At 37.1% G+C, this 26,386-nt stretch carries 26 protein-coding genes; 18 read left to right on the top strand and 8 right to left on the bottom strand.

All coding sequences use genetic code 11. The features are described 5' to 3' along the window. Positions 1-117: 117 nt before the first annotated feature. Together GSB9_01413 and GSB9_01414 are read right to left on the bottom strand one after the other, a co-directional pair. On the bottom strand, positions 118-1,356 hold the full coding sequence (locus tag GSB9_01413; protein UKM64855.1) for a hypothetical protein: 1,239 nt from the start codon (positions 1,354-1,356) through the stop codon (positions 118-120). A gap of 205 nt (positions 1,357-1,561) precedes the next feature. Then, positions 1,562-1,951, bottom strand: coding sequence for a hypothetical protein (locus GSB9_01414; GenBank protein ID UKM64856.2), 390 nt, complete (start codon positions 1,949-1,951; stop codon positions 1,562-1,564). A 227-nt stretch (positions 1,952-2,178) separates the two neighbouring features. Here GSB9_01414 and miaB point away from each other — a divergent pair, with 227 nt between their 5' ends. From miaB to GSB9_01425, 11 genes are all read left to right on the top strand, one after another. Continuing rightward, on the top strand, positions 2,179-3,627 hold the full coding sequence (miaB, locus tag GSB9_01415) for a tRNA (N6-isopentenyl adenosine(37)-C2)-methylthiotransferase MiaB (GenBank protein ID UKM64857.1): 1,449 nt from the start codon (positions 2,179-2,181) through the stop codon (positions 3,625-3,627). An 18-nt stretch (positions 3,628-3,645) separates the two neighbouring features. After that, on the top strand, positions 3,646-4,914 hold the full coding sequence (locus GSB9_01416; protein ID UKM64858.1) for a sigma-54 dependent transcriptional regulator: 1,269 nt from the start codon (positions 3,646-3,648) through the stop codon (positions 4,912-4,914). 16 nt (positions 4,915-4,930) lie between these two features. After that, positions 4,931-5,431 (top strand): redoxin domain-containing protein, encoded by a 501-nt coding sequence (locus tag GSB9_01417; GenBank protein UKM64859.1) that lies wholly within the window; start codon positions 4,931-4,933, stop codon positions 5,429-5,431. 48 nt (positions 5,432-5,479) lie between these two features. Further along, positions 5,480-5,989: an LPS assembly lipoprotein LptE gene (lptE, locus tag GSB9_01418; protein ID UKM64860.1), complete on the top strand. Its 510-nt coding sequence runs from the start codon at positions 5,480-5,482 to the stop codon at positions 5,987-5,989. Positions 5,990-6,133: 144 nt separating this feature from the next. Continuing rightward, positions 6,134-7,081 carry a hypothetical protein gene (locus GSB9_01419; protein UKM64861.1) on the top strand — a complete coding sequence of 316 codons (948 nt, stop codon included), beginning with the start codon at positions 6,134-6,136 and terminating at the stop codon, positions 7,079-7,081. Beyond that, complete coding sequence (gene secG / locus GSB9_01420; GenBank protein UKM64862.1) at positions 7,078-7,455, top strand: preprotein translocase subunit SecG; 378 nt, start codon at positions 7,078-7,080, stop codon at positions 7,453-7,455. The genes GSB9_01419 and secG overlap by 4 nt, the downstream gene beginning before the upstream one ends. Positions 7,456-7,626: 171 nt before the next feature. Continuing rightward, entirely contained in the window at positions 7,627-7,902 is a 276-nt protein-coding gene (locus tag GSB9_01421; GenBank protein UKM64863.1) for a co-chaperone GroES, read from the top strand. A gap of 103 nt (positions 7,903-8,005) precedes the next feature. Further along, entirely contained in the window at positions 8,006-9,637 is a 1,632-nt protein-coding gene (groL, locus tag GSB9_01422) for a chaperonin GroEL (protein UKM64864.1), read from the top strand. Between the two features lie 440 nt (positions 9,638-10,077). Beyond that, on the top strand, positions 10,078-10,656 hold the full coding sequence (locus tag GSB9_01423) for an RNA polymerase sigma factor (GenBank protein ID UKM64865.1): 579 nt from the start codon (positions 10,078-10,080) through the stop codon (positions 10,654-10,656). Then, complete coding sequence (locus GSB9_01424; protein ID UKM64866.1) at positions 10,643-11,422, top strand: hypothetical protein; 780 nt, start codon at positions 10,643-10,645, stop codon at positions 11,420-11,422. Before GSB9_01423 ends, GSB9_01424 begins: the two co-directional genes overlap by 14 nt. A 48-nt stretch (positions 11,423-11,470) precedes the next feature. Further along, positions 11,471-12,550, top strand: coding sequence for a hypothetical protein (locus GSB9_01425; GenBank protein UKM64867.1), 1,080 nt, complete (start codon positions 11,471-11,473; stop codon positions 12,548-12,550). A 192-nt stretch (positions 12,551-12,742) separates the two neighbouring features. Here the strand turns inward: GSB9_01425 and chrA are convergent, their stop codons facing one another. The 6 genes from chrA to xrtF all read right to left on the bottom strand — a co-directional run bounded on the left by chrA (position 12,743) and on the right by xrtF (position 18,234). After that, positions 12,743-13,864, bottom strand: a complete 1,122-nt coding sequence (gene chrA / locus GSB9_01426; GenBank protein UKM64868.1) for a chromate efflux transporter — start codon at positions 13,862-13,864, stop codon at positions 12,743-12,745. 84 nt (positions 13,865-13,948) lie between these two features. Next, positions 13,949-14,320, bottom strand: a complete 372-nt coding sequence (locus GSB9_01427; protein UKM64869.1) for a cation transporter — start codon at positions 14,318-14,320, stop codon at positions 13,949-13,951. A 142-nt stretch (positions 14,321-14,462) separates the two neighbouring features. Next, complete coding sequence (locus GSB9_01428) at positions 14,463-16,733, bottom strand: TonB-dependent receptor (GenBank protein UKM64870.1); 2,271 nt, start codon at positions 16,731-16,733, stop codon at positions 14,463-14,465. A gap of 69 nt (positions 16,734-16,802) precedes the next feature. After that, positions 16,803-17,225: a hypothetical protein gene (locus GSB9_01429; protein UKM64871.1), complete on the bottom strand. Its 423-nt coding sequence runs from the start codon at positions 17,223-17,225 to the stop codon at positions 16,803-16,805. A gap of 51 nt (positions 17,226-17,276) precedes the next feature. After that, positions 17,277-17,705 (bottom strand): exosortase F system-associated protein, encoded by a 429-nt coding sequence (locus GSB9_01430; protein UKM64872.1) that lies wholly within the window; start codon positions 17,703-17,705, stop codon positions 17,277-17,279. Beyond that, complete coding sequence (xrtF, locus tag GSB9_01431; protein UKM64873.1) at positions 17,698-18,234, bottom strand: exosortase family protein XrtF; 537 nt, start codon at positions 18,232-18,234, stop codon at positions 17,698-17,700. The genes GSB9_01430 and xrtF overlap by 8 nt, the downstream gene beginning before the upstream one ends. Before the next feature lie 174 nt (positions 18,235-18,408). Between xrtF and GSB9_01432 the strand changes: the two genes are divergently transcribed. The 7 genes from GSB9_01432 to rodA all read left to right on the top strand — a co-directional run bounded on the left by GSB9_01432 (position 18,409) and on the right by rodA (position 26,375). Beyond that, complete coding sequence (locus GSB9_01432; GenBank protein ID UKM64874.1) at positions 18,409-18,864, top strand: GAF domain-containing protein; 456 nt, start codon at positions 18,409-18,411, stop codon at positions 18,862-18,864. Positions 18,865-19,073: 209 nt separating this feature from the next. After that, on the top strand, positions 19,074-20,606 hold the full coding sequence (gene purH, locus GSB9_01433; protein ID UKM64875.1) for a bifunctional phosphoribosylaminoimidazolecarboxamide formyltransferase/IMP cyclohydrolase: 1,533 nt from the start codon (positions 19,074-19,076) through the stop codon (positions 20,604-20,606). 180 nt (positions 20,607-20,786) lie between these two features. Continuing rightward, the gene (locus tag GSB9_01434) at positions 20,787-21,815 is read left to right on the top strand and encodes a rod shape-determining protein (protein ID UKM64876.1); all 1,029 of its coding nucleotides are present in this window, start codon (positions 20,787-20,789) and stop codon (positions 21,813-21,815) included. Between the two features lie 23 nt (positions 21,816-21,838). Beyond that, positions 21,839-22,657 carry a rod shape-determining protein MreC gene (mreC, locus tag GSB9_01435; protein UKM64877.1) on the top strand — a complete coding sequence of 273 codons (819 nt, stop codon included), beginning with the start codon at positions 21,839-21,841 and terminating at the stop codon, positions 22,655-22,657. After that, the gene (gene mreD, locus GSB9_01436) at positions 22,658-23,164 is read left to right on the top strand and encodes a rod shape-determining protein MreD (protein ID UKM64878.1); all 507 of its coding nucleotides are present in this window, start codon (positions 22,658-22,660) and stop codon (positions 23,162-23,164) included. It begins immediately after the preceding gene. Continuing rightward, positions 23,161-25,098, top strand: coding sequence for a penicillin-binding protein 2 (mrdA, locus tag GSB9_01437; GenBank protein ID UKM64879.1), 1,938 nt, complete (start codon positions 23,161-23,163; stop codon positions 25,096-25,098). Before mreD ends, mrdA begins: the two co-directional genes overlap by 4 nt. Continuing rightward, the gene (gene rodA / locus GSB9_01438; protein UKM64880.1) at positions 25,098-26,375 is read left to right on the top strand and encodes a rod shape-determining protein RodA; all 1,278 of its coding nucleotides are present in this window, start codon (positions 25,098-25,100) and stop codon (positions 26,373-26,375) included. Before mrdA ends, rodA begins: the two co-directional genes overlap by 1 nt. The last annotated feature ends 11 nt before the right edge of the window (positions 26,376-26,386 follow it).

Genomic DNA, 26,386 nt, shown 5'->3' on the forward strand with positions numbered 1-26,386 from the left:
TTTGGTTAGTGTTATTTTGGCATAAATGTAATTGTTTTTTAAAAACCCTCAGTATGTACGCACAAAAAAATCCTGCCATAAAGCAGGATTTTCAAAATTCTAAATAGGTTTTTATTTTCACAACTGAAAAGTGCTTAACAATTCCACGCCATTTTCAACATAATTGTATTGATAAAGTGTATCGCCGCCAATCATTAATAACTTATCTTCTAAAGGAATGACATCTTTAGCCTGAATTTCGGCATACGATTTAACAAAACTTACCTCCAAAGGGTTGGTTTTATCAAACAGTTTCAACCCCGCCGTACCGTCGCACACAAAAAGTGAATGCCCCTTAGCACCCAAACCATAAGGGTTTTCGAGTTCGTGACGAGCCACTAATGCCGGTTTCGATTTATCGCTCACATCAATGACTTCCAAAACGCTTTCCAATTGTCCGCAAGCATTGCCACCACGAAGCGTCAAATAAGCATAATTACCGTCAACAACCACGGGGTCGCAACCTTCCCAATGGGTAAACTCCGATACATAATCGGGCAATGCAGGGTTGTTCAAACTATAAATATACATACCATTGGTACTGCCCAAATACAAATACCCTTCGGCCTGAAACATGGTTTCGATATTCCAACCGGCATATTGTGTGTTTGCTAGCACGGGCTTAGATAAATCCTGGATATTAAAAATGGCCATTTCGTTAGTTCCAACAGCGTACAAATAATGATCAACAATTTGAAAACGCGCCAAAGACCCGCCAGTACCCGTTGTTGATTCGCTGGCACTTAAAACCGAGCCGTCATTTAAAGCTGTATCAATTAAAATATCATTCTCCACTTTTTTACGCCGTTCGGTAGTTAGGCTCCACCCAACGATGATTTCGTTTTCAAAATCAAAATTGCCGTAATCGATAGCTTGCGCCTCGAGTGGAATGGCGTAATCATAAACATTAAAAACATCCTCTAAGCGCTCAACAATGCTTACGTTATTAATATCCGAAATATCGAAAACCACTAAATCTGTGGCGCTATCGGCATACAAAAAATCATTTTTAACCGAAATATCTTCATTCCTCGGAATTTCAATAAACTTAATGGATTGCGGGGCGGTTGGATTAGAATTATCAATTACATGAATACCCTTTCCATCGTCACCAACAAAAATCAAATCTTTATATGCATAAATTTTTCCGACGTTTTCAATCTCACGCGGCGCATCAACTTTTACGGCGCTTCTAAAGGCACTTTTACTCATTAATTGCGGCGTGGCCACTTGTACAAATTCGTAATCTTCATCTTTAGGGTCGCAAGAAAATGCTAATACGACAATTAGTGATAACACAAGATACTTCCAATTCATAACATCATTTTTTTATTATCTGTAAACCCGTTTTATATTTAGATAAAAATCGTTAATTCGAGTGGGTTTTCCTATTGAAATGAGAAAAATTCACATCAAGAATTAAAATTTAAGTAACTAAAAGTTCTCGATATAATTTTTCGTTCCTCAAAACCACTCAACCTAATATCTAAACTAATTTTATCCAAAAACGCTCAACGAGATTTCAATATTTATAATTTAAGGACGCTTCCAAACCTTCAAGGTGCAAAATTATTTCGTTACTACCACTAACCCGAACAGGCATTAAATCAAACGCTACAGTTTTGGTAAAGTACGCCAAACAGTCTTCTTCATTAATAAGCTGAAGCTTTAAATAACGCTGCTCTGGGCGTGATTCTGCAACAGCACCCGAATCCACCAAATTAAACAACCAAGTTTCACTATCGCATCCCGAAGCTCCTATTTCTATATTTAAGCAATCATCAACGATTTCCGCATCAATAAAAGTAAACTGTGCTGTTTGCAAATTATTGTACATCTCAGTATCGACTAAAGTTGATTGGGCGCATTTTCCGTTGCCGATGCCGGCCGCGTCATTTTTATCGCATGTCATATTCACAAAACACAACACAAATAAAACTAACAACAAAATGACATTCAACTTTTTATTCATCAAAAAGCACTTTAATATTTAGATACAAAATCTGACTTTTGGTTGCGTAAATAAATTAACATTTTTTATGAAAATGAAAAACAAATTTAAACTGCCACTTTGTCACAAACACAAATAATATTGTATCTTTGCATGCTTATTGACAATGACGAGTTTCAACATTGACCATGGAAAAAATTATAGACGAAAATAAACAGGGCGAATCGCTTGTATTAGAGCAAAAAGAAGGCAACAAACGTAAACTTTTTATTGAAAGTTATGGCTGCGCCATGAATTTTAGCGACAGTGAAATTGTGGCCTCCATTTTGGCCACCGAAGGCTTTAATACCACCCAAAAATTGGAAGAAGCCGATTTGGTTTTGGTAAACACCTGCTCTATTCGCGATAAAGCCGAACAAACCGTACGGAAACGCCTTGAAAAATACAATGCTGTAAAACGCGATCACAACCCTAAAATGAAAGTAGGCGTTTTGGGCTGTATGGCCGAACGTTTAAAAGCTAAATTTTTAGAGGAGGAAAAAATTGTCGATTTGGTAGTTGGCCCAGACGCCTATAAAGATTTACCTAACCTATTGAGCGAGGTTGAAGAAGGCCGCGATGCCATAAATGTTATTCTTTCAAAAGAAGAAACCTATGGCGATATTGCCCCTGTTCGCTTAAACTCAAACGGCGTAACGGCTTTTGTTTCCATTACTCGTGGTTGTGATAACATGTGTACGTTTTGCGTAGTGCCTTTTACCCGTGGACGCGAGCGTAGCCGAGACCCTCAAAGTATTATTGAAGAAATTAACGACTTATGGAACAAAGGTTACAAGGAAGTAACCCTTCTTGGACAAAATGTAGATAGTTACCTTTGGTACGGTGGTGGACTTAAAAAAGATTTTGAAAAAGCAAGCGACCTACAAAAAGCCACGGCGGTAAATTTTGCCAAACTACTGGATATGTGCGCTAAATCACAACCTAAAATGCGTTTTCGTTTTTCTACCTCAAATCCGCAAGATTTTACGATTGATGTCATCGAAGTCATGGCGAAACACCGTAATATTTGCAACTATATCCACTTGCCTGTACAAAGTGGAAGCGACCGTATTTTAAAAGAAATGAACCGTTTGCATACGCGCGAGGAATACATTGAAATTATCGATAACATCCGTAGGCTTATACCAAATTGTGGCATCAGTCAAGATATGATTGTAGGATTCCCAACCGAATCCGAAAAAGATTTTGAAGATACCGTCACCCTTATGGAATACGTTAAATATCATTTCGGGTATATGTTTGCGTACTCAGAACGCCCCGGCACATTAGCAGAAAGAAAAATGAAAGATGATGTGCCAGAAGCCGACAAAAAACGCAGATTGGCAAAAATTGTGGAGCTTCAGCAAAAGCACAGTGGTATACGCACAAAAGAGCACTTGAATACTGTTGTTGAAGTGTTGATTGAAAAAGAATCAAAAAAATCGGATGCACACTGGTCGGGCCGGACCTCAGAAAATATTGTTTGTGTCTTCCCAAAAGAAAATTACAAAATTGGTGATTTCGTAAACGTAAAAACCAGCGACTGTACCACGGCAACCTTGATAGGTGAAGCTATTGGCTATTCTGAAAACAATTAATAACGAAATCTAAGTTACATGGAATCAGTTCAAGCTATAAAGCAACGTTTTGGTATTATTGGAAACACGCCTGGTTTAAACCGCGCTATTGAAAAGGCGATTCAAGTGGCACCAACCGATATTTCGGTACTGGTAACAGGTGAAAGTGGCGTGGGAAAAGAAAGTATTCCTAAAATCATTCACCAGCTTTCGCACAGAAAACACAATAAATACATTGCTGTAAACTGCGGCGCCATTCCTGAAGGCACCATTGACAGTGAACTCTTTGGCCATGAGAAAGGCGCATTTACTGGCGCTACACAAACCCGTGAGGGCTATTTTGAAGTGGCCGACGGCGGCACCATTTTTTTAGACGAAGTGGGCGAACTGCCTTTAACTACTCAAGTGCGTTTACTGCGTGTTTTGGAAAATGGCGAATTTTTAAAAGTGGGTTCCAGTAAAGTGCAAAAAACCAATGTGCGCATTGTGGCGGCCACAAACGTAAATATGCACGAGGCCATTCAAAAAGAAAAGTTTCGTGAAGACTTATTTTACCGCTTAAGTACGGTCGATATTCATCTGCCTCCATTACGTGAGCGCCACGATGATATTCATTTGTTATTCAGAAAGTTTGCCAGCGATTTCGCATTAAAGTATAAAATGCCCACGGTAAAACTTACCGACAATGCCGTACAGGTGCTCACGAAGTATCGTTGGGGTGGTAACATCCGTCAGCTACGAAATATCGCCGAACAACTTTCGGTATTAGAGCAAGACCGCACTATTACTGCAGAAACACTAAGAAGTTATTTGCCCACTACAGGGAGCAATTTACCGGCGGTTATAAAAACTTCAAAATCGGATAGCGATTTTAGTAGCGAGCGTGAGATTCTTTATAAAGTGCTTTTTGATATGAAAAGTGACCTCAACGACCTCAAAAAACTCACTTTAGAGCTCATGAAAACAGGTAACGTTAAAGAGGTTGAAAAGGAAAACGAGGGGTTAATTCAAAAAATTTACGGTAGCGATGATGAGGATAACATTGATTTTGAAGAATCGATGGAAGACACCGAAGTACTGTCTATTCCCGAGCACGTTGAAGCCAACACCGAAAATAACGGCACACAAGACAAGTACCATTTTGCCGAAGAAATTGAAGAAGAGGAAACCCTGTCGCTACAAGACAAAGAATTGGAATTAATTAAAAAATCGTTGGAGCGCCACAACGGAAAACGTAAATTGGCTGCTGCCGAATTGGGCATTAGTGAACGAACGCTATATAGGAAGATTAAGCAGTACGATTTGTAGTTTAACATTGAGTGCCATGAAAAAACTATTTTTACTAATAACCATACTTTCCGTTTCAAATTTCTATGCGCAAAAAAAACAGATATGGGCAAAATCGTTTATTAACAAAAAAGCCCCTGAAATTATTGTTGAAAAATGGTTAACCGATACCCCAAAAACCAAAGACAAGTTTGTTTTAATTGACTTCTGGGCTACTTGGTGCGGACCTTGCAGAAAAGCCATTCCTGAACTAAACGCGTTTCACAATAAATTCAAAGATAATTTAGTTGTTATTGGTATCAGTGATGAACCTAAGTGGACAGTAAAAAAAATGAAAAAACCCAAAATGGAATATTTCAGCGCAATCGACACTAAAGAAAGGCTAAAAAACATTTATGAGGTTAAAGGAATTCCGCATTGCGTAATTATTGACCCGAATGGCATTGTAGTTTGGGAGGGCTGGCCGCAACTAAAAGGTTTTGAATTAACAGAGACAACCATCAACCAACTAATTCAAAATTACAAGTCAAACCATTAATATTCATAAATTACCCGAAGTTTTACGGAGTCCAAACAATACAACCACATGAAAAAAACCATAATATCCGTTTCAATTTTAATCTTAAGTGTTTCGCTTTTTGGATGTGGCTTTTACTCCTTCACTGGGGCTTCCATCCCCCCAGGAACGGAAACCTACCAAGTTAACCGTTTTGAAAACACAGCGCTTTTGGTAGAGCCCGGTCTAGAACGTGATTTTAAATTGGCACTGGAAGATTTAATACAAAACCAAACCAATTTAACCTTGGTTCAATCTAACGGCGACTTGGTTTACGAAGGTGAAATAACCGAATATAGGGTATCGCCAACCACCGCAACTTCGCAAAACACAGCGGCACAAAACCGATTAACCATAACTGTTAAACTGCGCTTTTTCAACACCAAAAAGGAGGAGGACGATTTAGAGCAAAACTTTACTTTCTTTTACGATTATGATGGAAGAGCACAACTTATTGGTGCAGACAAAACAACCGCACATGAAACCATTTTTGAGCGCATCACACAAGATATTTTTAATGCTACTTTAGCCAAATGGTAAATTTATAACGTCATTACGAGGAGTGAAGCGACGTAGTAATCTCATTATTCCGAGATTATTTTAACAGGTTACCACCATTTTTTAAGCCCTTCAATAACAATATATCTCGCATTAAATAAAAAATGAATAAATTTGGCAGAGCCAATGACCCATACTGAATTTATACATATTCTTCAAAACCCTCAAAATATTGCACACGAGCAAACCGAGGGCATCAAATCCATACTTGATGAGTTTCCGTATTTTCAGTCGGCACGCGCCATTTACTTAAAAGGCCTTAAAGACCAAGGCAGCATCAATTACAACCAAGCACTAAAAACTACGGCGGCTTACACTACAGACCGTAGTATTTTGTTCGATTTTATTACTTCAGAAACCTTTATTCAAAATAAAATTTCGAAGTTTATCAAGCAAAACACGTCAAACCTAAAAGATTTTGATGTTGAAACTGAAACCATTTCGATTGAAAAAAGTCTGGAAACCGATGAGGCACTCAATCAACAAATAAAGGATACCGAAGCTACTTTAGACCCTGAATTATTTTCTCCTAAAGAGCCGCGTCCCAAAAAGGAAAAAGCATTTGTTTTAGATGAATCTGAAGCTATCGAAGAGGTTACCCAAGGCACCAAGACCCAAGAAGCATCGGTCGAAGATATTTTAAAACTTGGGCAACCGCTTCAGTTCGATAAACGTGAAAAACACTCCTTTAATGAATGGTTGAAACTTACACGCTTCAAACCTATTGAGCGTGATGAACCCACTGAAGAAATTAAAGCTGAAATCCCAAAAATCTCAACCTTAGAAAAAGCAAAAAAATTCAAACTGATTGATAAATTTATTTCCGAAAACCCTAAAATAAGTCCAATAAAATCTGGTTCAAAAAAGGGCAATTTGGCAAAAGCCCAGATGATTCAACCAGAAGCCTTAATGACCGAGACTTTAGCTCGTATTTATGTAGAGCAAAAAAACTACAAAAAGGCCATTCAATCTTATAAAATTTTAAGTTTGAAATATCCAGAAAAAAGTGGTTTCTTTGCAAACCAAATTAAAGCAATAGAACAATTACAAGAACAAAACAATAAAGAACAATGAGTACGTTTACAATATTTTTAGTCCTTATAGTGGTTGTAGCCTTCTTACTAATCGTAGTAGTAATGGTTCAAAACCCTAAAGGCGGCGGATTGTCATCATCTTTTGGTGGCGGAGGCACACAACAATTGGGCGGTGTAAAAAAGACCACCGATTTTTTAGATAAAAGTACCTGGACCTTGGCTACGTTGCTTTTAGTATTAATTTTACTATCAAACGTTGCAATTAACAGAAGTTCAGAAACTGTAGATTCTAAAGCCTTAGACCCCGATGCAACAGCGCAACCTTTGCCTGAGCCACAAGCTCTACCTAACGCACAAGACGCTGCACCTGCCACAACAACCGATGGGGCTACCGATGCACCAGCAGAAAAATAATAATTTGTTTTTTACACACATAAAAAATGCCAGCTGGAAAAGCTGGCATTTTTGTTTTTACTCGTTCGGCTGGCAGGTCTGAAAGTTTGTCAGTATTACTGTATTGGCACATTTTTGGCTTAATGCCTTAACGTTAAATATTAATTTTTTAAACTTAAAAATATACAACAAATGGCATTGAACATTAAACCATTGGCAGACCGCGTTCTTATAGAACCTGCTGCCGCTGAAACTAAAACAGCTTCAGGAATTATCATTCCAGACAACGCTAAAGAAAAACCACAAAGAGGTACCGTTGTTGCTGCCGGTCCTGGCACCAAAGACGACCCTATTACCGTAAAAGTTGGCGATACTGTTTTATATGGTAAATATGCTGGAACCGAACTTAAACTGGAAGGCACCGATTATTTAATCATGCGCGAAACCGATATTTTGGCGATTGTTTAAATTATTGCTTTTTCATTTCCGCAAAAGCGGAAATCTTATAAAAATAAAATTAACATTAAACAGATTCCCGCCTTTGCGGGAATGACAAAAAATAGTTTTCATTATGGCAAAAGATATAAAATTTGATATTGAAGCTCGCGACGGACTAAAACGTGGCGTTGATGCATTGGCAAATGCAGTAAAAGTAACTTTAGGCCCTAAAGGTCGTAACGTAATTATTTCTAAAAGTTTTGGAGCACCTTCTGTAACCAAAGATGGTGTTTCTGTAGCTAAAGAAATCGAATTGGAAGACGAGCACGAAAACATGGGTGCCCAAATGGTTAAAGAAGTTGCTAGTAAAACCAACGACTTGGCTGGTGACGGAACCACTACCGCTACCGTTCTTGCTCAAGCTATCGTAAAAGAAGGTTTGAAAAACGTAGCATCGGGCGCTAATCCAATGGACTTAAAACGTGGTATCGACAAAGCTGTTGAGGCCATTACAAGAGACCTTGAAAAACAATCTCAAGAAGTTGGCAACTCTTCAGAAAAAATTAAGCAAGTGGCTGCCATTTCAGCCAATAACGACGACACTATTGGTGAGTTGATTGCCAAAGCTTTCGAAAAAGTAGGCAAAGAAGGTGTTATTACCGTTGAAGAGGCCAAAGGATTAGACACTTATGTTGATGTGGTTGAAGGTATGCAGTTTGACAGAGGTTATTTATCACCTTACTTCGTAACTGATTCTGATAAAATGATTGCCGATTTAGAAAATCCGTACATTTTATTGTTCGACAAAAAGATTTCTAACCTACAGGAAATCCTTCCTATTTTAGAGCCTGTGGCGCAATCTGGTCGTCCACTTTTAATCATCGCTGAAGATGTTGACGGCCAAGCTTTAGCTACTTTAGTAGTTAACAAATTACGTGGTGGATTAAAAATCGCTGCTGTTAAAGCACCTGGTTTTGGCGACAGACGTAAAGCTATGCTAGAAGATATCGCTATCTTAACTGGCGGAACGGTAATTTCTGAAGAAAGAGGGTTTACCTTAGAAAACGCCGACCTTTCTATGTTGGGTACTGCTGAAACAGTAACGGTTGATAAAGACAACACCACCATCGTTAACGGTTCTGGCGATGCTGAAGCTATAAAAGCTCGTGTAAACCAAATCAAAGCGCAAATTGAAACGACTACTAGCGATTACGACAAAGAAAAACTTCAAGAGCGTTTGGCAAAATTAGCTGGCGGTGTTGCAGTACTTTATGTTGGCGCAGCTTCTGAAGTTGAAATGAAAGAGAAAAAAGATCGCGTTGATGACGCCTTACATGCTACCCGTGCTGCCGTTGAAGAAGGCATTGTAGCCGGTGGTGGTGTGGCCTTGGTTAGAGCTAAAGCTGTTCTAGAAAAAATAGAAACCGTTAATTTAGACGAAACTACGGGTGTACAAATCGTCAACAAAGCTATTGAGTCGCCATTGCGCACTATAGTTGAAAATGCTGGTGGCGAAGGTTCTGTTGTTATCAACAAAGTGTTAGAAGGCAAGAAAGATTTTGGTTACGATGCGAAGTCTGAAAGCTATGTCGACATGCTTAAAGCAGGTATTATCGACCCTAAGAAAGTAACACGTATTGCTTTAGAGAATGCTGCATCTGTTTCTGGAATGATCTTAACAACAGAGTGCGCTTTAATTGATATTAAAGAAGATGCGCCTGCTATGCCTCCAATGGGTGGCGGTGGAATGCCAGGCATGATGTAGTCGAGAGCCTCGACACGAAAATTATCTCACTCGTACTTTTAATAAGTGAGTGAAAATAAAATAGTAAAAACGCTTCTCAAGAAATTTTGGGAAGCGTTTTTTTGATTCTAAATTATTCTAAAAATAAAACCACCTCTTTTAAAGGTGGCCATAATATTTCTTTATCAAAAGATGCGGTTTATTCTAAATAAACCAAATACAAACTACTTCTTTTTTGCAGGAGCCTGTGGTGTCTTGTTTACCACTTATTTTGGTAAAACGGACTTTCTTTTAGACTTTAATTGTCCCATATTTATTAATTTAAAAAGAATATATTAAAGGTAGTGAGAAGTTAAATCCGCTATCATTCCGTTGGGAAAAATTTAACTAAATTTCAAAAAAATATTATTCTTCAGGCAACCATTTGTGAAAAATATGCGTCTTTATAAATAGAAGACCAAATGAAAGCATTTTTGAAAGTTATACAACTCCATAAAAACGAAGCGAAACTTATAAAAAGAGCCATAAAACAAAACCGCGAAGCGCAACACGCCTTATTCGAGATGTATGCCCCAAAGATGTTAAGTGTATGCCGCTATTACATTAAAGACATACAACATGCCGAGGACACGATGCTTAACGGTTTTTTTAAAGTATTCACCAATTTAAAAAACTTTGAACATAAAGGAAGTTTTGAAGGATGGATTCGTCGTATCATGGTCAGGGAAGCCATTTCATTTTTAAGACAGCAAAAAAAAATTGAATTTCCATTAGAAGACCTTAGCAATGAAGCCGAACATTTTGAAAACATTAAAACCGATATAGAGGTCAATGAAATTCAAGAACTCATAGACAGCCTTCCCAATGGCTACAAAACGGTTTTTGTGATGTACACTATTGAAGGCTACAAACACCATGAAATATCCGATATGCTCGGTATAAGTGAGGGCACATCAAAATCACAACTTTTTAAAGCACGAAAAATGCTTCAAGAAAAAATTAAAGAATTAAATAAAACAGCAAGCTATGGAACCATATAAACACGAACAGGAGTTCAAAAGTAAGCTTGAACAACGCAAAATACAGCCCTCAGCTGAAGCATGGAACAAATTATCAGAGCGTCTAGATAGCACTGAAAAGACCGAAATCAATAAAAATAAAACCGTTTGGTTTATTGGCATAGCAGCCAGTGTTGTTGGCCTATTGTTTTTGGGGTTACAATTTTGGCCTCAAGATTCCAAAACCGAAAGTACTCCCAAAGTGGTTAACACACCAAAAGTTGAAATCAATACGGAAATCAACGCTGAAGATTTAAATAACCAAATAGCAAAAGAAAACGTTGAAACAAACATTTTAAAAACTGTAAACACTGCTGTAGAAAAGGACAAACCAAAAACCGAAATCATTTTCCAACAAGATAGTACTACTCCAACACAAGTTGCAATTAATGAAGCTTCTTTAGAAAAAGTAGAAAAAGAAAACGAAGTCACATCCACTAAACAAGAGTCAACAAGGATCTTATCGTTCGAAGAGCAAAAAATACAGGAAGTAGCAGCAAAAGTTGAGGCCATGAAACAAAAAAACAGCAATGTAACAGATAGTGACATTGACGCATTACTGTTTCAGGCACAGAAAGAAATACAGTTAAACAAATTAATCAACAAAAGCACAGGAATGGTTGACGCCGAAGCGTTACTCGAAGACGTTGGAGCAGAATTAGACCAATCCTTTAGAAATAAGGTTTTCGAAGCCATCAAATCAAGTTACAATTCGGTAAAAACTGCAGTTGCCCAACGTAACGATTAAATTCAATCAAATCAATCATCGCCCAAACGGGCAAAGAAACGAACAGTTATGCAAACCATTACTAAACTTTTAGTACTAACAGTACTATACCTTAGCCCACCATTAATCAATGCGCAAGACACTATTCAAAATGTACACAACAAACTCAAAATTGAAACGCTAGAACGTTTAAAAGCAGACATTCAATCGCAGGAACGGGAATTTTTAAAAACTGAAGTTGAAGCCATAAATTTACGACAAAGCAATGGTGAAATCACCAGCGAAGAAGCTGAAAAACTAAAAAAAGAAGCTGCAAAAAAACGTGCTTTGAATATTGAAAACAGAACAGCTATAGTTAACAATAAAATTGAACTTTTAAAACGAAATGAAGACGGCTATTACACCAATAATGAAGGGGAAACATCTAAGATTGGAGTTAGCTTAGGCGGTGAAGAGGGCAGCTTTGCTGGTATAAAAATCAAAGAAAAAAACGAACCCAAAAAATACGATTTGAAAACCACTAGCGATTTTGTGTTGGCCTTTGGTTTGAACAATGCTATTATTGAGGGAGAAAACCTGGATGATTCGCCCTATAAATTTGGAGGCTCTCGGTTTTTTGAAATAGGCTGGGCATGGAAAACCCGAGTGTTTAAAAACACAAACTTTATGAGAATAAAATACGGATGGTCGCTTCAAATAAATGGCCTCAAACCAGATAATAACCAATATTTTGTTCAACAAGACAACGAAACCATTTTACTTGAATTTCCTGAGGAATTAAAAAAATCAAAACTGTCCATTACAAACTTGGTATTCCCTGTACACTTTGAGTTTGGCCCATCAAGAAGAATTGATAAAGACACATATTTTAGGTACAATACCGATAACCAATTTAAAATAGGTATTGGGGGTTATGCAGGTTTTAACATAGGCACGCGACAAAAATTAAAATATGAACTAAATGGCGAACGCATTAAAGACAAACAAAAAAGAGGTTTCAATTCTACTAATTTAGTTTATGGCATAAGCAGTTATATTGCATTCGACGAGGTAGCCCTCTACGTAAAGTACGACCTATCCACTATTTTCAAAAACCAAAATATCGACCAAAATAATATTTCAATAGGTCTACGATTCGATATGGATTAATTTATGATAAAACACAAAAAAGCCAACCAGAAACCACCGTTTCTATTTACGATTTAAACGGTCGATTAATCCATAAGGAGGAATTACAAAACAACCTTAATCAAATAGTGTTAGATTTTAAAGGTTTATATATTATTAAGTTAACAAAAAACAACGATTCTCGTGTTTTTAAAATTGTTTTATAAATCGAATTTACAGGTGACTGAACAAGTAACCTAACAAGGCGCCTCCTAAAACTATAAAAGCACTGTTTACTTTTTTAAAATAAAATACCACTATTAAACTTATAGCGGCAATAATAATTGTACGCCAGTCTGTTAATGTATCTTTTCCCATTTCGATACAAACGGATATAATTAATGCGACTGCCGCTACGTTTACTGCATCCAAAATGGCCCTAACTATTTTAGATTTTCTCATTTTAGGAATTAATGAGTTCAGGACGAGCACAAAAACAAATGAAGGCAAAAAGATACCAAGAGTTGCCGCGATGGCACCCATTAATCCATGCATTTGCCAACCAATAAAAGTTGCGGTAGACAGCACTGGCCCTGGTGTGATTTGTCCAACGGCTACAGCATCTATTAATGCTTGCCGTGTTAGCCAGCCGTTTGCCACTAATTCAGCATCTAAAAAAGCAAACAACACATAACCACTCCCATATAAAATAGCTCCTACTTTTAAAAAAGTGAGAAATATTTTGAACACTCCAGCCGAAATTATGTTTTGGCTTTGCAACAATACAAGTGGGAATAAACTATTTAGAGAAGACATATTTTTTTTAAAAAAAGAAAATACAAAGCCCAATACCCCACAACCAAAAAGTACAATAATTTCATTTAACCCCAATAAACAAGCTATTAGAGCTACAACTCCCAAAATGGCAATTTGAACAGATTTAACAGCCTTTTTACCTAGCCTGTAAGCTGCTATAAAAATAATGGCGATTACGGCTGGTTTTATACCATAAATAAAAGGTTCCACATTGGGCAACTGACCATATTGTTGATACAGCCATGCAAAAACACCGGTAATTACAACCGCTGGGAAAATAAAACAAATTCCTGCAACAAAAAGTCCTTTCCAGCCCGCACGTTCGTAACCGCAATGCATGGTCATTTCGGTAGAATTGGGGCCAGGAATTAGATTAGTGGCTCCTATAAGGTCAAGAAAATGTTCTTGGTTCATCCATTTTCTTTTTTTCACAACCTCATCTTCCATCATGGCTATATGCGCCGCTGGTCCTCCAAATGCAATACAACCTAATTTAAAAAATAACCCAGCAACTTCTTTTATTTTATTGTTGTTGTTCATGCTTTTAAAATTGACTAGGTCGAAAATTAACTAAGTTATTATAAAATTAAAAACCCAAACATTTAAGTTCGGGCTTTTAGTTTTTTATTCTTCTGTGCTATCTCCATCTTTATGCTCATCAACCACACCCACATCACGATACCGGCAACACGGGTGTACTGTAGCGTAAGCTTCATCAGTTGCCTTTAAATCTTTTAAATCATGACCAACACCAAGAATCTGTACTTTTATGCTGTCTAGATTGGTTTTACGCTCGTCAAAATAAACTTTAAGTTCGTGTGTTTTTACATTCCAATTGGCACTTTTCACGCCTTTAGTATTTAAACAGGCTTTCTCTATTCTGCCCTTACACATCATACAAACGCCATCGACTTCTAAACTGGCCTTTGCATTTTTATTTTGGGCAAATGTTGCTGTTGCTATAAAAAGCAATACTGCTGTTGTTATGTTTTTCATATTTCTAAGTTTTATAAATTATTTATTTTATTCTACTTTTCCGTCATCATGCGAGACTTTAAGGAGGCGCAACAATCTTATTCTTTTAAGTTCAAACACGAGATTGCCAATTACCACTGTCTTCGTTAATACGGTTAATTTTCTATTTTATGTTAAATCTAAGACCCGCATAATATAAACTTCCAAAAATTGGACCGTACACAAAAGTAGTATCAAAATTTGAACCAAATGGGTCATTTGCTCCAACAATTGGGTTAGGCTGCCTTAAATTGGTAATGTTCTCTCCTCCAAAATACAATTCCAATCGCGGTGAAAACACTTTTGTTATCTGCGCATTTAAAGTCGCTACAGTTGGTGTCCTTTTTGGTAATCGATACTGCTCTGGGCTGTCCTCTGTTGAAGACAACCGTTGTTGCCCCAACCAATTAAATGTAGCATCAAACTTCCATTTGCTATTGTTTTTAATAGCAGTTTCGTATCCTATATTTGCAAAAATACGGTGTTTGGGCACCAATGGTTTTTCTAATTTTCCACTATTGTAATCTGTTTTTACGTCATAAAGTTTATAGGCTGTTCGTAAATTAAACCGGTTGAACACATCATAATTCATTTCGAGTTGAAAACTGTTAGCATAACTTTTCCCTTCTAAATTATAAAAATTGACTTCCTGCGGATTTTCGAAATCGACAATAACTTGATTTTCAAAAGCGGTTCGATAATAATCAAAAGTAACATCTGCTTTTCGTCCAAAAAGATTAAACCCCTGTAAATACGAAAAGCCATAATTCCATGCTATTTCTGGGTCTAAACCATAAATATTTCCGGTTGTATTCAAAATATTAACGTGTCTTGATGTTGAAAATATTTTTTGGTTCTCAGCAAAAATATTAGCACTGCGCTTTCCCCTTCCAAAGGAAGCCCTAATAGCCGACTTTTCCCAAGGCGTGTAGCGCGCATGGAACCGGGGCGTTACAAACGTTCCCATTAAATTATGGTTATCGACACGAATACCTGCGGTTAAATTTAATTTATCTAAATTATTGTAGTTATACTCAAAAAAAGCGCCCACCGAACGCTCGGTGCGTTCGTAATCTTGGTTTAAATTTTCCACATCTAACATTTCATCGTAATGATCGTATGTATAACTCAACCCGGTTTTTATTTTATGACGTGAGTCGCTAATAATTGAATTATATATAGCGTTAGCGTACAAACTATTATGTGTTATACCATATTGCTTTAAGCCAAAATACGACTCCTGTTTGTGGCTACTAAATGCTGTTTGCACACCTATGCTCTGCCAAGGAACTTCAGGGTTAACGTAGCCAAATTTAGCCGAAAGCTCGAAGCGTTTGGTATCGATTTCACTTCCCCATAGTTCGTCTCCGCTCAGCACAGGTTCATTATCAGTTAATTTATCTGTATCCGGATTAAAGTTTAATTGCCCCGTTTGCTTTTCATCATTTAAAAACTTCAAATTGATGAAACTTACAAAGCCTTTTTCTGTATCGGAATACTGCCAACGGTTCATCACATTAATTTGATGGTATAGTGGCATATCTAAAAAACCATCGTCATTAACATCGTGTTTGTTGTTGTGCAAATTACCATGCAGATACAACCCCGTATGCCATTTGTCCGTAACTTTTGTATTCAAGTGGGTATTTAGTTCTAACCGTTCGCTTGATGCTCCGTACAAATTAACAAACAGTCTATCGTCTTTTGCAGGTTTAACCAACTCGGCGTTTATTTGCCCGGCAATACTCTCGAAACCGTTTACTACACTGCCCGCTCCTTTTGTGATTTGAATGCTCTCCACCCAGGTTCCGGGAATAAAACTCAACCCAAACGCTTGCGATGCCCCTCGAATAGATGGGATATTTTCGGTTGCTATTAAGATATACGGACTGGTAAGTCCCAACATTTTTATTTGTCGCGTTCCGGTTATGGCATCGGCAAAATTCACATCGATAGATGGGTTGGTTTCAAAGCTTTCGGACAGGTTACAGCAAGCCGCCTTTAAAAGTTCGTCGCTACTTACCGTAAAGGTATTATCTGCTTTTAAATACGATTTTGATGTTGCTTGATTTCGCGAAGTAACCGTAACGGCATCTAAATTATCGGTGGGCTGAAGCCAATGTTTTATTTTTTCGGGTCTTGTAATAGTTAGTGTATCGGTTTTAAACCCCACATAGCTAACCACCATTTTTTTGTATTCAGGTTTGTATGGAAGCGTAAATTTTCCATCAATATTGGTTACCGTACCCACTTCGGTATTTAACCAATACACATTGGCGCCCACTAACCCAATGTTGTCGTTTTTTGAATTGGCTTCCAAAATAATGCCCTCTATTTTTTCCTGAGAAAACAGCATTGCTGGAAGCGTAAAAAGCACATAAAATATATGTTTCATTAGTAATGAAATTGAATATTGTTATTAAAAGTGATTTGGTAAAAACCAATTCTTTGGTGATATTCAAAATCAAATAATGAAAACTTGGTCGAGCAAATAAATATTAGCGACCAGTTTTGGAGGGGAATAATGTTTATGTAGACTGTTTTGTTTAGGTAAGCTTTCTAAACCCTGTATATGGGAAACAGCTAAAACTGCTTGCATTTGCTGAAACTCAAAATTAAAATCTTCAAATGATGACACATAGAGCTCTTCTTGACCTTTTATAAGCTCAATTTCACTCTTACAGCACGTTTTTTCTTGACTGCAACAAGTTTCTTTCTGAAGTATTGTTATCGGTTTTGTATCACAATTTTCAGCTTCAATAAATACGGTTACATCTACCAAAACATCACCACAATAGTGTTTTTCAACCGCATAGGAGGCTGTTGAAAACACAATCAATAGTGCCATTACAGACAAAAATAACTTATTAAATAGCTGTTTTATCATGTTGCAAAATTACAAAAAAAAATATGGAATGTTTTGTTGATGGCTTAACGCTCAATGTTTCAATTTATGGTAATAAAAAGCGGGCAGTAACAAAATCAATATTATAGGCTGAATTAAAAACCTACGAATATTGAAAAACAAATAATAATCTTCCTGCCTGGGATTGATCACAAAATACAAATACATAAAAATGAGCACAGCAAAAGCTATTGCATAAATAATTGCCGAAAATTTAACGATACTTCTATCCCTAAAAAAAAGATATAATATGCCCAATGAAATCACCGTATTCAAGCTATAACGCAATGTTGTAAAAGCCAGCAGTTTAGCTACTTCGCGGCGCGGACTATCAACATATAAATAGTCGTTTTGAAAAAAAGAAAGATAAGGATCATAAAACAGTGTGTCTTCAAAAAACCGAATTAAAACCAGTAAAAAAAACAGCGTGGCAATGCTCAAGTATTTTATGGCTTTACTCATGGCTATTCTTTATTTTAGAAAACCGGTTTACCCAAAAAATCCAAAGCAAAAATACCATACCGTAAATTATCGCCGGAAAAATTACGGCATGCAACATATCTTCGTATTCCGGATAGTGGTATAGCCCCAAAGTTAAAAGCGCAATTCGTAACAAGTTTACCGAATAAATTAAAACACTTCCCGAAAGGATATAAAAAAACGTCGTTTTCCATGTACCAGCAAAGGCTACAATAAACGACAGAAACAGAATAATTACACTAATGGCATTGCAGCCTTCTATCACGCGCGCCAAATAATTTCCGTTTAAAATCATTTTTAAGGACGGCTCATCAGGGTGTGGTATTACTTCAACATTATAACCTAATGTTTCAATAATAGCTCCACTTTGCTTGCCCACCATGTAGGTCATGTAATCTGGATAAAAATTGGTTCCATTAGAAGATTGCAGGTAAAATTTGTAAGCCACAGACAAAATACCATACACAACCAAAAACGTCAAAATAAATTTTATTACCGATTTATATTTCAAAAAAAGTGTTTTCAAAAAAATTAATTAAAAACTGAATTCCGAAATTACGTCTTTTTAAATACTTTTGCTCAACAATCGAGGATTTATTAGCTTGGATTTTCTATTGAAATTTGAAAATTTTCGACTTAAAACTAATAATTTCGATTGATTCGCATACACCTAATTTTTCAAATTATGATTTTTGAGCAGCTAAAACCAGAGGTAAATAACATTATTTTAAATGAAAAAAAAACGGTTGACGAACGCCTTTTGGACATTTGCCAATTGCTCGAAAAACACATCAACTACTACAATTGGGTGGGTTTTTATTTTAAAAATGGCGATAAAGAAGAACTAAAGTTAGGCCCTTATGTTGGCGCACCTACAGACCATACCATTATCCCCTTCGGAAAGGGTATTTGTGGGCAAGTAGCCGTAAGCAACCAAAATTTTGTAGTACCCGATGTTTCTGCACAAGACAACTATATAGCATGTAGTATTACGGTAAAGGCCGAAATTGTTATTCCTATTTTTGTAAATGGCGAAAACATTGGGCAGATTGATATCGACTCGAACACGACCGACCCGTTTACTGAAGACGACGAACGTTTTTTGGAGTTTATTTGTGCTAAAGTGACCGAAATTTTATAATGATAGCCAAAAGCGAAACAAAAAATTAGCACCTCAGTTTTATTGATTTCGCAATCTATGTTAACAACTTTGGTTTTTCGTTAAAAAATCACCCCTTTTTTCAGGAGGTTTCAACCAATTTTTTATTGGAAATAAGTACTTTTGCAATTATTTAAAACTTTCGGGAAACTCCCTTTTAAACGGCAAAAATTAACACATAATTATCAGCAATGAGCAACGAAAAAACCATTAAATCGGCATTAATCTCTGTATTTAGTAAAGATGGCTTAGAGCCAATCGTTAAAGAATTAGACAAACAAGGCGTTACCATTTATTCTACTGGTGGCACCGAAAAATTTATAAATGATTTAGGTATCAAAGTTGTTCCTGTTGAAGACGTGACCTCCTACCCTTCCATTCTTGGTGGGCGTGTAAAAACCTTACACCCAAAAGTTTTTGGAGGTATTTTAAACCGCCAAAACCATGAAGGCGATGTGGCCGAATTGTCCGAATACGACATCCCACAAATCGATGTGGTAATTGTAGATCTTTACCCTTTTGAAAAAACCGTAGCGTCTGGCGCTAGTAACCAAGATATTATTGAAAAAATCGACATCGGTGGTATTTCATTAATCCGTGCAGCAGCAAAAAATTACGCCGATGTTATTTGTGTATCTTCAGTTGATGACTATGCCGAATTTTTAGAATTAATTTCTGCCAACAAAGGTTCTATTTCTGAAGAAAACAGAAAGCGTTTTGCAACTAAAGCCTTTAATGTGTCATCACACTACGATTCCGCTATTTTCAACTACTTCAATCAAAACAACGAAGAAACTGTATTGAAAATCAGCGAAAACAAAGGCAAAGTATTGCGTTACGGGGAAAACCCACACCAAAAAGGCTTTTTCTTTGGCGATTTTGATGAACTGTTTACCAAGCTTCACGGCAAGGAATTGAGCTACAACAACCTTTTGGATGTTGATGCCGCAGTAAATTTAATGTTAGAATTTAAGAACGATGCACCAACATTCGCCATTTTAAAACATAACAACGCCTGTGGTTTGGCGCAGCGAGATACGTTGCATCAAGCTTATGTTGACGCCCTAGCCGGCGACCCTGTTTCGGCGTTTGGTGGCGTGTTAATTAGTAACACAACAATTGATTTGGCTACTGCCGAAGAAATCCACAAACTGTTCTGTGAAGTGGTTATTGCTCCAGATTTTGCTTCCGAAGCTTTAGAGTTGTTACAAGGCAAGAAAAACAGAATTTTATTGAAAATTCATGATATCGACATGCCAAAAACCAACGTTAGAAGTTGCCTAAACGGTATTTTGGTTCAAGATAGAAATGAAGTTACCGATAAAGCAGAAGATTTAAAAAATGTAACCGAGACTCAGCCAACACAGGAGCAAATTGAAGATTTATTGTTCGCATCAAAAATATGCAAGCATACCAAATCGAACACCATTGTCTTGGCAAAAAATAAGCAACTTTGTGCCAGCGGAACAGGACAAACCAGTCGTGTTGATGCCCTTCAGCAAGCTATTCATAAAGCAAAATCTTTTGATTTTGAATTGAACGGTGCCGTTATGGCCAGCGATGCCTTTTTCCCATTTCCAGACTGTGTTGAAATCGCCAACAAAGCAGGAATTTCAGCAGTAATCCAACCAGGAGGCTCTATAAAAGATCAATTGAGTATTGATTATTGCAATGAAAATGGTGTAGCAATGGTGATGACAGGTACGCGCCATTTCAAACATTAGTAAACACATCAAAATTAGGTTCAAATTCTATTTTAAACCATCCAAAAACCCACAAAAGGCGTATAAGTACCATAGGCATTATTTAAAATTTAATTTGAACCTTTTAAAACTCATATATTTACTAACTTTTATTACTTTTACGAGATTCGTTTTTTAACCGTAAACAACTTTTAATAGCACATGGGATTTTTTGATTTCTTAACAGAAGAAATTGCAATAGATTTAGGTACTGCAAATACACTTATTATTCACAACGACAAGGTTGTTGTTGACGCCCCTTCAATAGTAGCTCGTGACAGAATTTCTGGAAAAATAATTGCTGTGGGGCAGCAAGCCAGTTTAATGCAAGGCAAAACCCATGAAAACATAAAAACCATCCGTCCTTTAAAAGACGGTGTAATTGCCGATTTTGATGCTTCGGAGCAAATGATAAGTATGTTCATTAAAAACATTCCAGCATTAAAAAAGAAGTTTTTTACACCAGCTCTACGTATGGTTATTTGTATTCCTTCAGGAATTACTGAAGTAGAAATGCGTGCCGTAAAAGAAAGTGCCGAGCGCGTTAACGGAAAAGAAGTTTACCTTATCCACGAGCCTATGGCAGCGGCTATTGGTATTGGTGTTGACATTATGCAACCAAAAGGTAACATGGTGGTCGATATAGGTGGTGGTACTACCGAAATTGCCGTGATTGCTTTAGGCGGGATTGTTTGTGATAAATCGGTTAAAATTGCGGGCGATGTGTTTACCAACGATATTGTGTATTATATGCGTACCCAACACAACCTGTATGTGGGTGAGCGTACAGCCGAAAAAATAAAAATCCAGATTGGTGCAGCTACCGAAGATTTGGAGTTGCCACCAGAAGACATGAGCGTTCAAGGGCGTGATTTGTTAACCGGTAAGCCTAAACAAGTATCGATTTCGTACCGTGAAATTGCTAAAGCGTTGGATAAATCTATTTTACGAATTGAAGATGCCGTTATGGAAACCTTATCGCAAACCCCACCAGAATTAGCTGCCGATATTTACAATACAGGTATTTACTTAGCTGGTGGAGGCTCGATGCTACGCGGTTTAGACAAACGTTTATCGCAAAAAACAGACTTGCCTGTTTACATTGCAGAAGACCCATTGCGTGCCGTTGTAAGAGGAACCGGTATTACGCTAAAAAACCTAACTAAATACAAAAGTGTATTGATTAAATAAGCAGAAAAAAGAGGCAGAGGCAGATGCAACAGATTATTAATTTTATAATAAGAAACAAAAACTTTTTGTTGTTCTTGTTGCTGTTTTGCTTGTCTTTGCTGTTCACCATTCAGTCGCATACGTATCACACGAGTAAATTCATCAACTCAGCCAATTTCTTAACTGGTGGGGTTTACAATTCCATAAACAGCATCAGTAGCTATTTTAATTTAAAATCGCAAAACAAAATACTTTCTGATGAAAACCGTAAACTACGGGCCATGCTTCAAAATGCTGTAATCAAAGAAGATTCCGTATACGTAGATAGTGTTACATTCAACAAAGCCTATCGGTTTTACACAGCCAACATCATAAAGAACAGCTATTCGCTAACCGATAACTACTTAACCATCAACAAAGGCAAGAAAGACAGCATTAAACAAGATTTTGGTGTTATTTCGTCGAAGGGCATTGTGGGTATAATTGACAAAACCAGTCGCCGATTCGCAACGGTACTTTCAATATTAAACACAACAAGCAGAATTAGTGCTCAACTAAAAAGAACCAATCATTTTGGTACTCTAAAATGGGATGGCAAGAACCCTGCTTTGGTCCAGCTTATCGATATTCCTAAAATAGCTCCAGTACAAAAAGGTGATACTATAATAACTTCTGGGCGTTCCTCTATTTTCCCAAAAGGAGTTCCTATTGGAGTTGTTGAAGGTTTTGCATTGGATGCCGCCGAAAACTACTATGAAATAGACATCAATCTATTTAACGACATGACAAATCTGGAGCATGTTTATATTATTGAAAACGTTAACCGGGCCGAAATCAATAACCTATTGGATAACGACGAATAAATGAACAATCTATTCTCCATTCATACCGTCCGTTTTATAACCTTGATTTTGGTTCAAGTTTTGATTTTAAACCACATAAACTTTTTGGGCTATATCAACCCATATATTTATATTTTGTTTATTGCGCTGTTCCCTATTAAACATAACCGTATTATCGTAATGCTACTGGGGTTTTTACTTGGGCTAATTATCGATTTGTTTCTAGACACTGGCGGTATTCATGCCGGGGCCTCTGTGGTTATTGCCTATTTACGCCCAACGATATTAAAATCTTCTTTCGGCACCGTTTACGAACACCAAAGTGTTAAGTTCAACTCTATAGATTTTGGTTCAAAACTCACCTATTTCACATTTCTAACTGTAATACATCATTTTGTTCTATTTTCTTTAGAAATTTTTAGCTTTTCAAAAATACTTTTGGTGCTACAAAAAACGTTATTCTCCAGTATATTTACTATCTTATTGAGTGTGATAGTAACCATTATTTTCAGTAGAAAAACGAAATGAGACAATTTTTACTTTTTTTCACGGTAATTGCTGCTGGCCTCATGTTTATCTCAAGGCTTTTCTACTTGCAGATTTACAACACCAATATGCAAAGCTTGTATGATGACAATGCCATTAGAAAAGTTTTTGACTTACCAAAACGTGGCTTTGTTTACGACCGTAATGGAAAACTTTTGGTTTCTAACCAACCCTCGTACGACGTTATGGTGATACCAAGGGAAGTAGAACCGTTGGATACTTTGGAATTTTGTAATCTTTTAAAAATTGACAAAGAAGATTTTATTAGGAAGTATAATCGCGCTTACCACTATTCCCCAAGGTTGGAATCGGTTTTTGTATCGCACCTTTCTAAAGAAGATTACGCTGTTTTACAGGAAAAAATGCGGAAGTTCAAAGGGTTTTACATTCAAAAACGTTCCCTTAGGCATTACGAAACTACCATTGGCGCCAATGTATTGGGCGACATTGGCGAGGTAAACAACCGTATTATACAAAACGACCCCTATTACCGTATGGGCGATTTAATTGGCAAACAGGGAGTCGAGGCTTCGTACGAAAAAACACTACGTGGCGTAAAAGGTAAAAAGTTTATCCAAAAAGACCGTTTCAACAGAGATATTGGCCCGTATAAAGATGGGAAATTCGACACCGTTCCTGTTCAAGGCAAAGACATCACCATCACGATTGATGCTCAACTACAAGCCTATGGTGAGTTGCTTATGAAAAACAAACGCGGTGGGGTTATAGCTATTGAACCTTCATCGGGAGAAATTTTAGCCATGGTAGCCGCGCCAACCTATGACCCCAATATTTTGGTGGGGCGCGAACGTTCTAAAAACTTCACTAAACTCTATAACGACTCTATCGCCAAACCGTTGTTTAATAGAAGCCTACAAGGGGTTTACGAACCTGGTTCGCCTTTTAAACTCATGAACGCCCTAATAGGTTTACAGGAAAACGTTATTTCTCCCCAAGAAACTGTAACCTGTTACAGAGGCTACCGCTATGGTAACCGATTTATGAAATGCCACTGCAATTATGGTACAAGAAATAATTTAATATCGGGCATTCAACGCTCCTGCAACGCCTATTTTGCAACAACTTATCGAAAAATATTGGACAAAACCGGCAATGCTTCAGAAGGTATCGATACTTGGAGCAAACATGCCAAGAGTTTTGGTTTAGGTAATTTTTTGAACAACGATCTTTACGTCGGACAAAAAGGAAGAATTCCCGACAGAGACTACTACAAACACATTTACCCAAGAACCTTTTATTCTACCTATACCATATCAAACGCCATTGGCCAGGGTGAAGTCGCAACAACGCCTATTCAATTAGCTAATATGGTGGCTGCTATTGCTAATAGAGGATATTATTACACGCCGCATATCATAAAAAAAATAGAAAACGAAACAATCCCCGAACAATTTACAAAACCCAAGTACACGACCATAGACAGAGAAAACTTTGAACCTGTTATTGAAGGCATGTATCAAGTTTACAAAAAAGGAACGGCTGCCTCTCTTCAGGTAAAGGATATTGAAATCTGCGGAAAAACCGGAACCGTTGAAAACTTTGCCATTATTGACAGTGTAAAAACGCAGCTTACAGACCACTCCATATTTGTGGCATTTGCACCCAAAGACGATCCCGAAATTGCTATTGCCGTATTTGTAGAAAATGGTTATTGGGGAAGTAGATTTGCTGGTAAAGTAGCAAGTTTGATGATTGAAAAACATATTAAGGGATATATCACCAGAACCGACCTGGAAGAATGGCTCCTAAAACACAGTTTAGAAAACGAATACGCCAAACCTTACTCGGGCGAACCGTTTAAAATTAATGGCTATACAAGCTTGCAACTTGTTGAAGATAAAGAATACAACAAACTAAAAAACGAATTAAGTAGAATAAACAAACAGGACGATTAATGGTTAGAGACACTAACAGACATTTTAAATTTGACTGGATTACCATTATTCTTTTTTTATTGTTGGTTGGATTTGGCTGGTTAAACATCTTATCGGCTTCACACACTGGGACAACAATAGATTATTTAGACTTTTCGCAGCCCTTTGGCAAACAGCTTATCTTTATTTTTTTAACTCTAGGGCTTATCGTTTTACTGTTAGCCATAGATGCCAAATTTTACGAACGGTTTTCCAGCATAATATATATTGTATCAATGTTATCGCTGGTTGGGCTTTTTATTTTCGGTAAGAATGTTAACGGTGCCACGTCGTGGTATGCTATTGGCGGTATGACCATTCAACCCAGTGAGTTTGCAAAAATGGCCACTGCACTAGCTGTCGCTAAATATATGAGTGATTTAAATTTCAATATTAAGTCCTTTAAAAATCAAATACAGCTTTTTATCATTATACTTATTCCTGCGGTTTTGGTACTGTTACAAAACGACACTGGAAGTACCATTGTTTATGGCGCTTTCTTTTTTGTACTTTATCGCGAAGGGTTACCAAAGTACTATTTAACTTTTGCTATCTCCATCATCTTAATATCTGTTTTGGCCTTAAAATTTGGCGCTGTAATTACGTCTATTTTGGCAATTATAGCCGTTGTAAGCTATCACTTTTTAAGTAAAAAGAAACTAAGAATTTACCAGTCGATTTTTGTCTCTTTATTTGCCATTGGTATATCGTTTGGAGTAAAATTCTTTTATCAAAGTATATTACAACCACACCAACAAGACCGAATTAGCCTTTGGTTAAATTTGGAAAAGGACCCCGAAAAGTTGGAGCGTATGAAACAAACCTTTGCCTATAACTTAAATGAGTCTGAAAAAGCCATTAGCTCGGGAGGTTTTAGTGGACGGGGCTTTATGGAAGGCACACGAACGACGGGTAAATTTGTACCCGAGCAGCACACCGATTATATATTTAGTACCGTTGGCGAAGAATGGGGCTTTTTAGGCAGTAGCTTAGTAGTTATTACTTTTGTTCTATTAATTTTACGCATTCTTCACTTGGCCGAATTGCAAAAGTCGCAATTTAGCAGGGTGTATGGCTATGGTGTTGCATCTATCATATTTATTCACTTTTTTATAAATATTGGAATGGTGATGGGATTAATTCCAACTATTGGAATTCCATTGCCCATGTTTAGCTACGGCGGATCAGGACTTTGGGCTTTTACCATATTGATATTTATATTTATTAAATTAGATTCTAACCGCATTAACGAGTGGTAGTCGGCAATCGA

The sequence above is a fragment of the Flavobacteriaceae bacterium GSB9 genome (assembly GCA_022749295.1).
Classification (GTDB): domain Bacteria; phylum Bacteroidota; class Bacteroidia; order Flavobacteriales; family Flavobacteriaceae; genus Flavisericum.

Coding starts and splice junctions, on each gene's coding strand:
- secG (UKM64862.1), top strand. CDS start 7,078: ATGAGTACGTTTACAATATTTTTAGTCCTTATAGTGGTTGTAGCCTTC.
- GSB9_01423 (UKM64865.1), top strand. CDS start 10,078: ATGAAAGCATTTTTGAAAGTTATACAACTCCATAAAAACGAAGCGAAA.
- GSB9_01413 (UKM64855.1), bottom strand. CDS start 1,356: ATGAATTGGAAGTATCTTGTGTTATCACTAATTGTCGTATTAGCATTT.
- GSB9_01425 (UKM64867.1), top strand. CDS start 11,471: ATGCAAACCATTACTAAACTTTTAGTACTAACAGTACTATACCTTAGC.
- GSB9_01428 (UKM64870.1), bottom strand. CDS start 16,733: ATGAAACATATATTTTATGTGCTTTTTACGCTTCCAGCAATGCTGTTT.
- GSB9_01421 (UKM64863.1), top strand. CDS start 7,627: ATGGCATTGAACATTAAACCATTGGCAGACCGCGTTCTTATAGAACCT.
- miaB (UKM64857.1), top strand. CDS start 2,179: ATGGAAAAAATTATAGACGAAAATAAACAGGGCGAATCGCTTGTATTA.
- rodA (UKM64880.1), top strand. CDS start 25,098: ATGGTTAGAGACACTAACAGACATTTTAAATTTGACTGGATTACCATT.
- GSB9_01419 (UKM64861.1), top strand. CDS start 6,134: ATGACCCATACTGAATTTATACATATTCTTCAAAACCCTCAAAATATT.
- mrdA (UKM64879.1), top strand. CDS start 23,161: ATGAGACAATTTTTACTTTTTTTCACGGTAATTGCTGCTGGCCTCATG.
- mreD (UKM64878.1), top strand. CDS start 22,658: ATGAACAATCTATTCTCCATTCATACCGTCCGTTTTATAACCTTGATT.
- GSB9_01417 (UKM64859.1), top strand. CDS start 4,931: ATGAAAAAACTATTTTTACTAATAACCATACTTTCCGTTTCAAATTTC.
- GSB9_01424 (UKM64866.1), top strand. CDS start 10,643: ATGGAACCATATAAACACGAACAGGAGTTCAAAAGTAAGCTTGAACAA.
- chrA (UKM64868.1), bottom strand. CDS start 13,864: ATGAACAACAACAATAAAATAAAAGAAGTTGCTGGGTTATTTTTTAAA.
- purH (UKM64875.1), top strand. CDS start 19,074: ATGAGCAACGAAAAAACCATTAAATCGGCATTAATCTCTGTATTTAGT.
- mreC (UKM64877.1), top strand. CDS start 21,839: ATGCAACAGATTATTAATTTTATAATAAGAAACAAAAACTTTTTGTTG.
- groL (UKM64864.1), top strand. CDS start 8,006: ATGGCAAAAGATATAAAATTTGATATTGAAGCTCGCGACGGACTAAAA.
- GSB9_01427 (UKM64869.1), bottom strand. CDS start 14,320: ATGAAAAACATAACAACAGCAGTATTGCTTTTTATAGCAACAGCAACA.
- GSB9_01416 (UKM64858.1), top strand. CDS start 3,646: ATGGAATCAGTTCAAGCTATAAAGCAACGTTTTGGTATTATTGGAAAC.
- GSB9_01414 (UKM64856.2), bottom strand. CDS start 1,951: ATGACATGCGATAAAAATGACGCGGCCGGCATCGGCAACGGAAAATGC.
- GSB9_01432 (UKM64874.1), top strand. CDS start 18,409: ATGATTTTTGAGCAGCTAAAACCAGAGGTAAATAACATTATTTTAAAT.
- GSB9_01434 (UKM64876.1), top strand. CDS start 20,787: ATGGGATTTTTTGATTTCTTAACAGAAGAAATTGCAATAGATTTAGGT.
- lptE (UKM64860.1), top strand. CDS start 5,480: ATGAAAAAAACCATAATATCCGTTTCAATTTTAATCTTAAGTGTTTCG.
- GSB9_01429 (UKM64871.1), bottom strand. CDS start 17,225: ATGATAAAACAGCTATTTAATAAGTTATTTTTGTCTGTAATGGCACTA.
- GSB9_01430 (UKM64872.1), bottom strand. CDS start 17,705: ATGAGTAAAGCCATAAAATACTTGAGCATTGCCACGCTGTTTTTTTTA.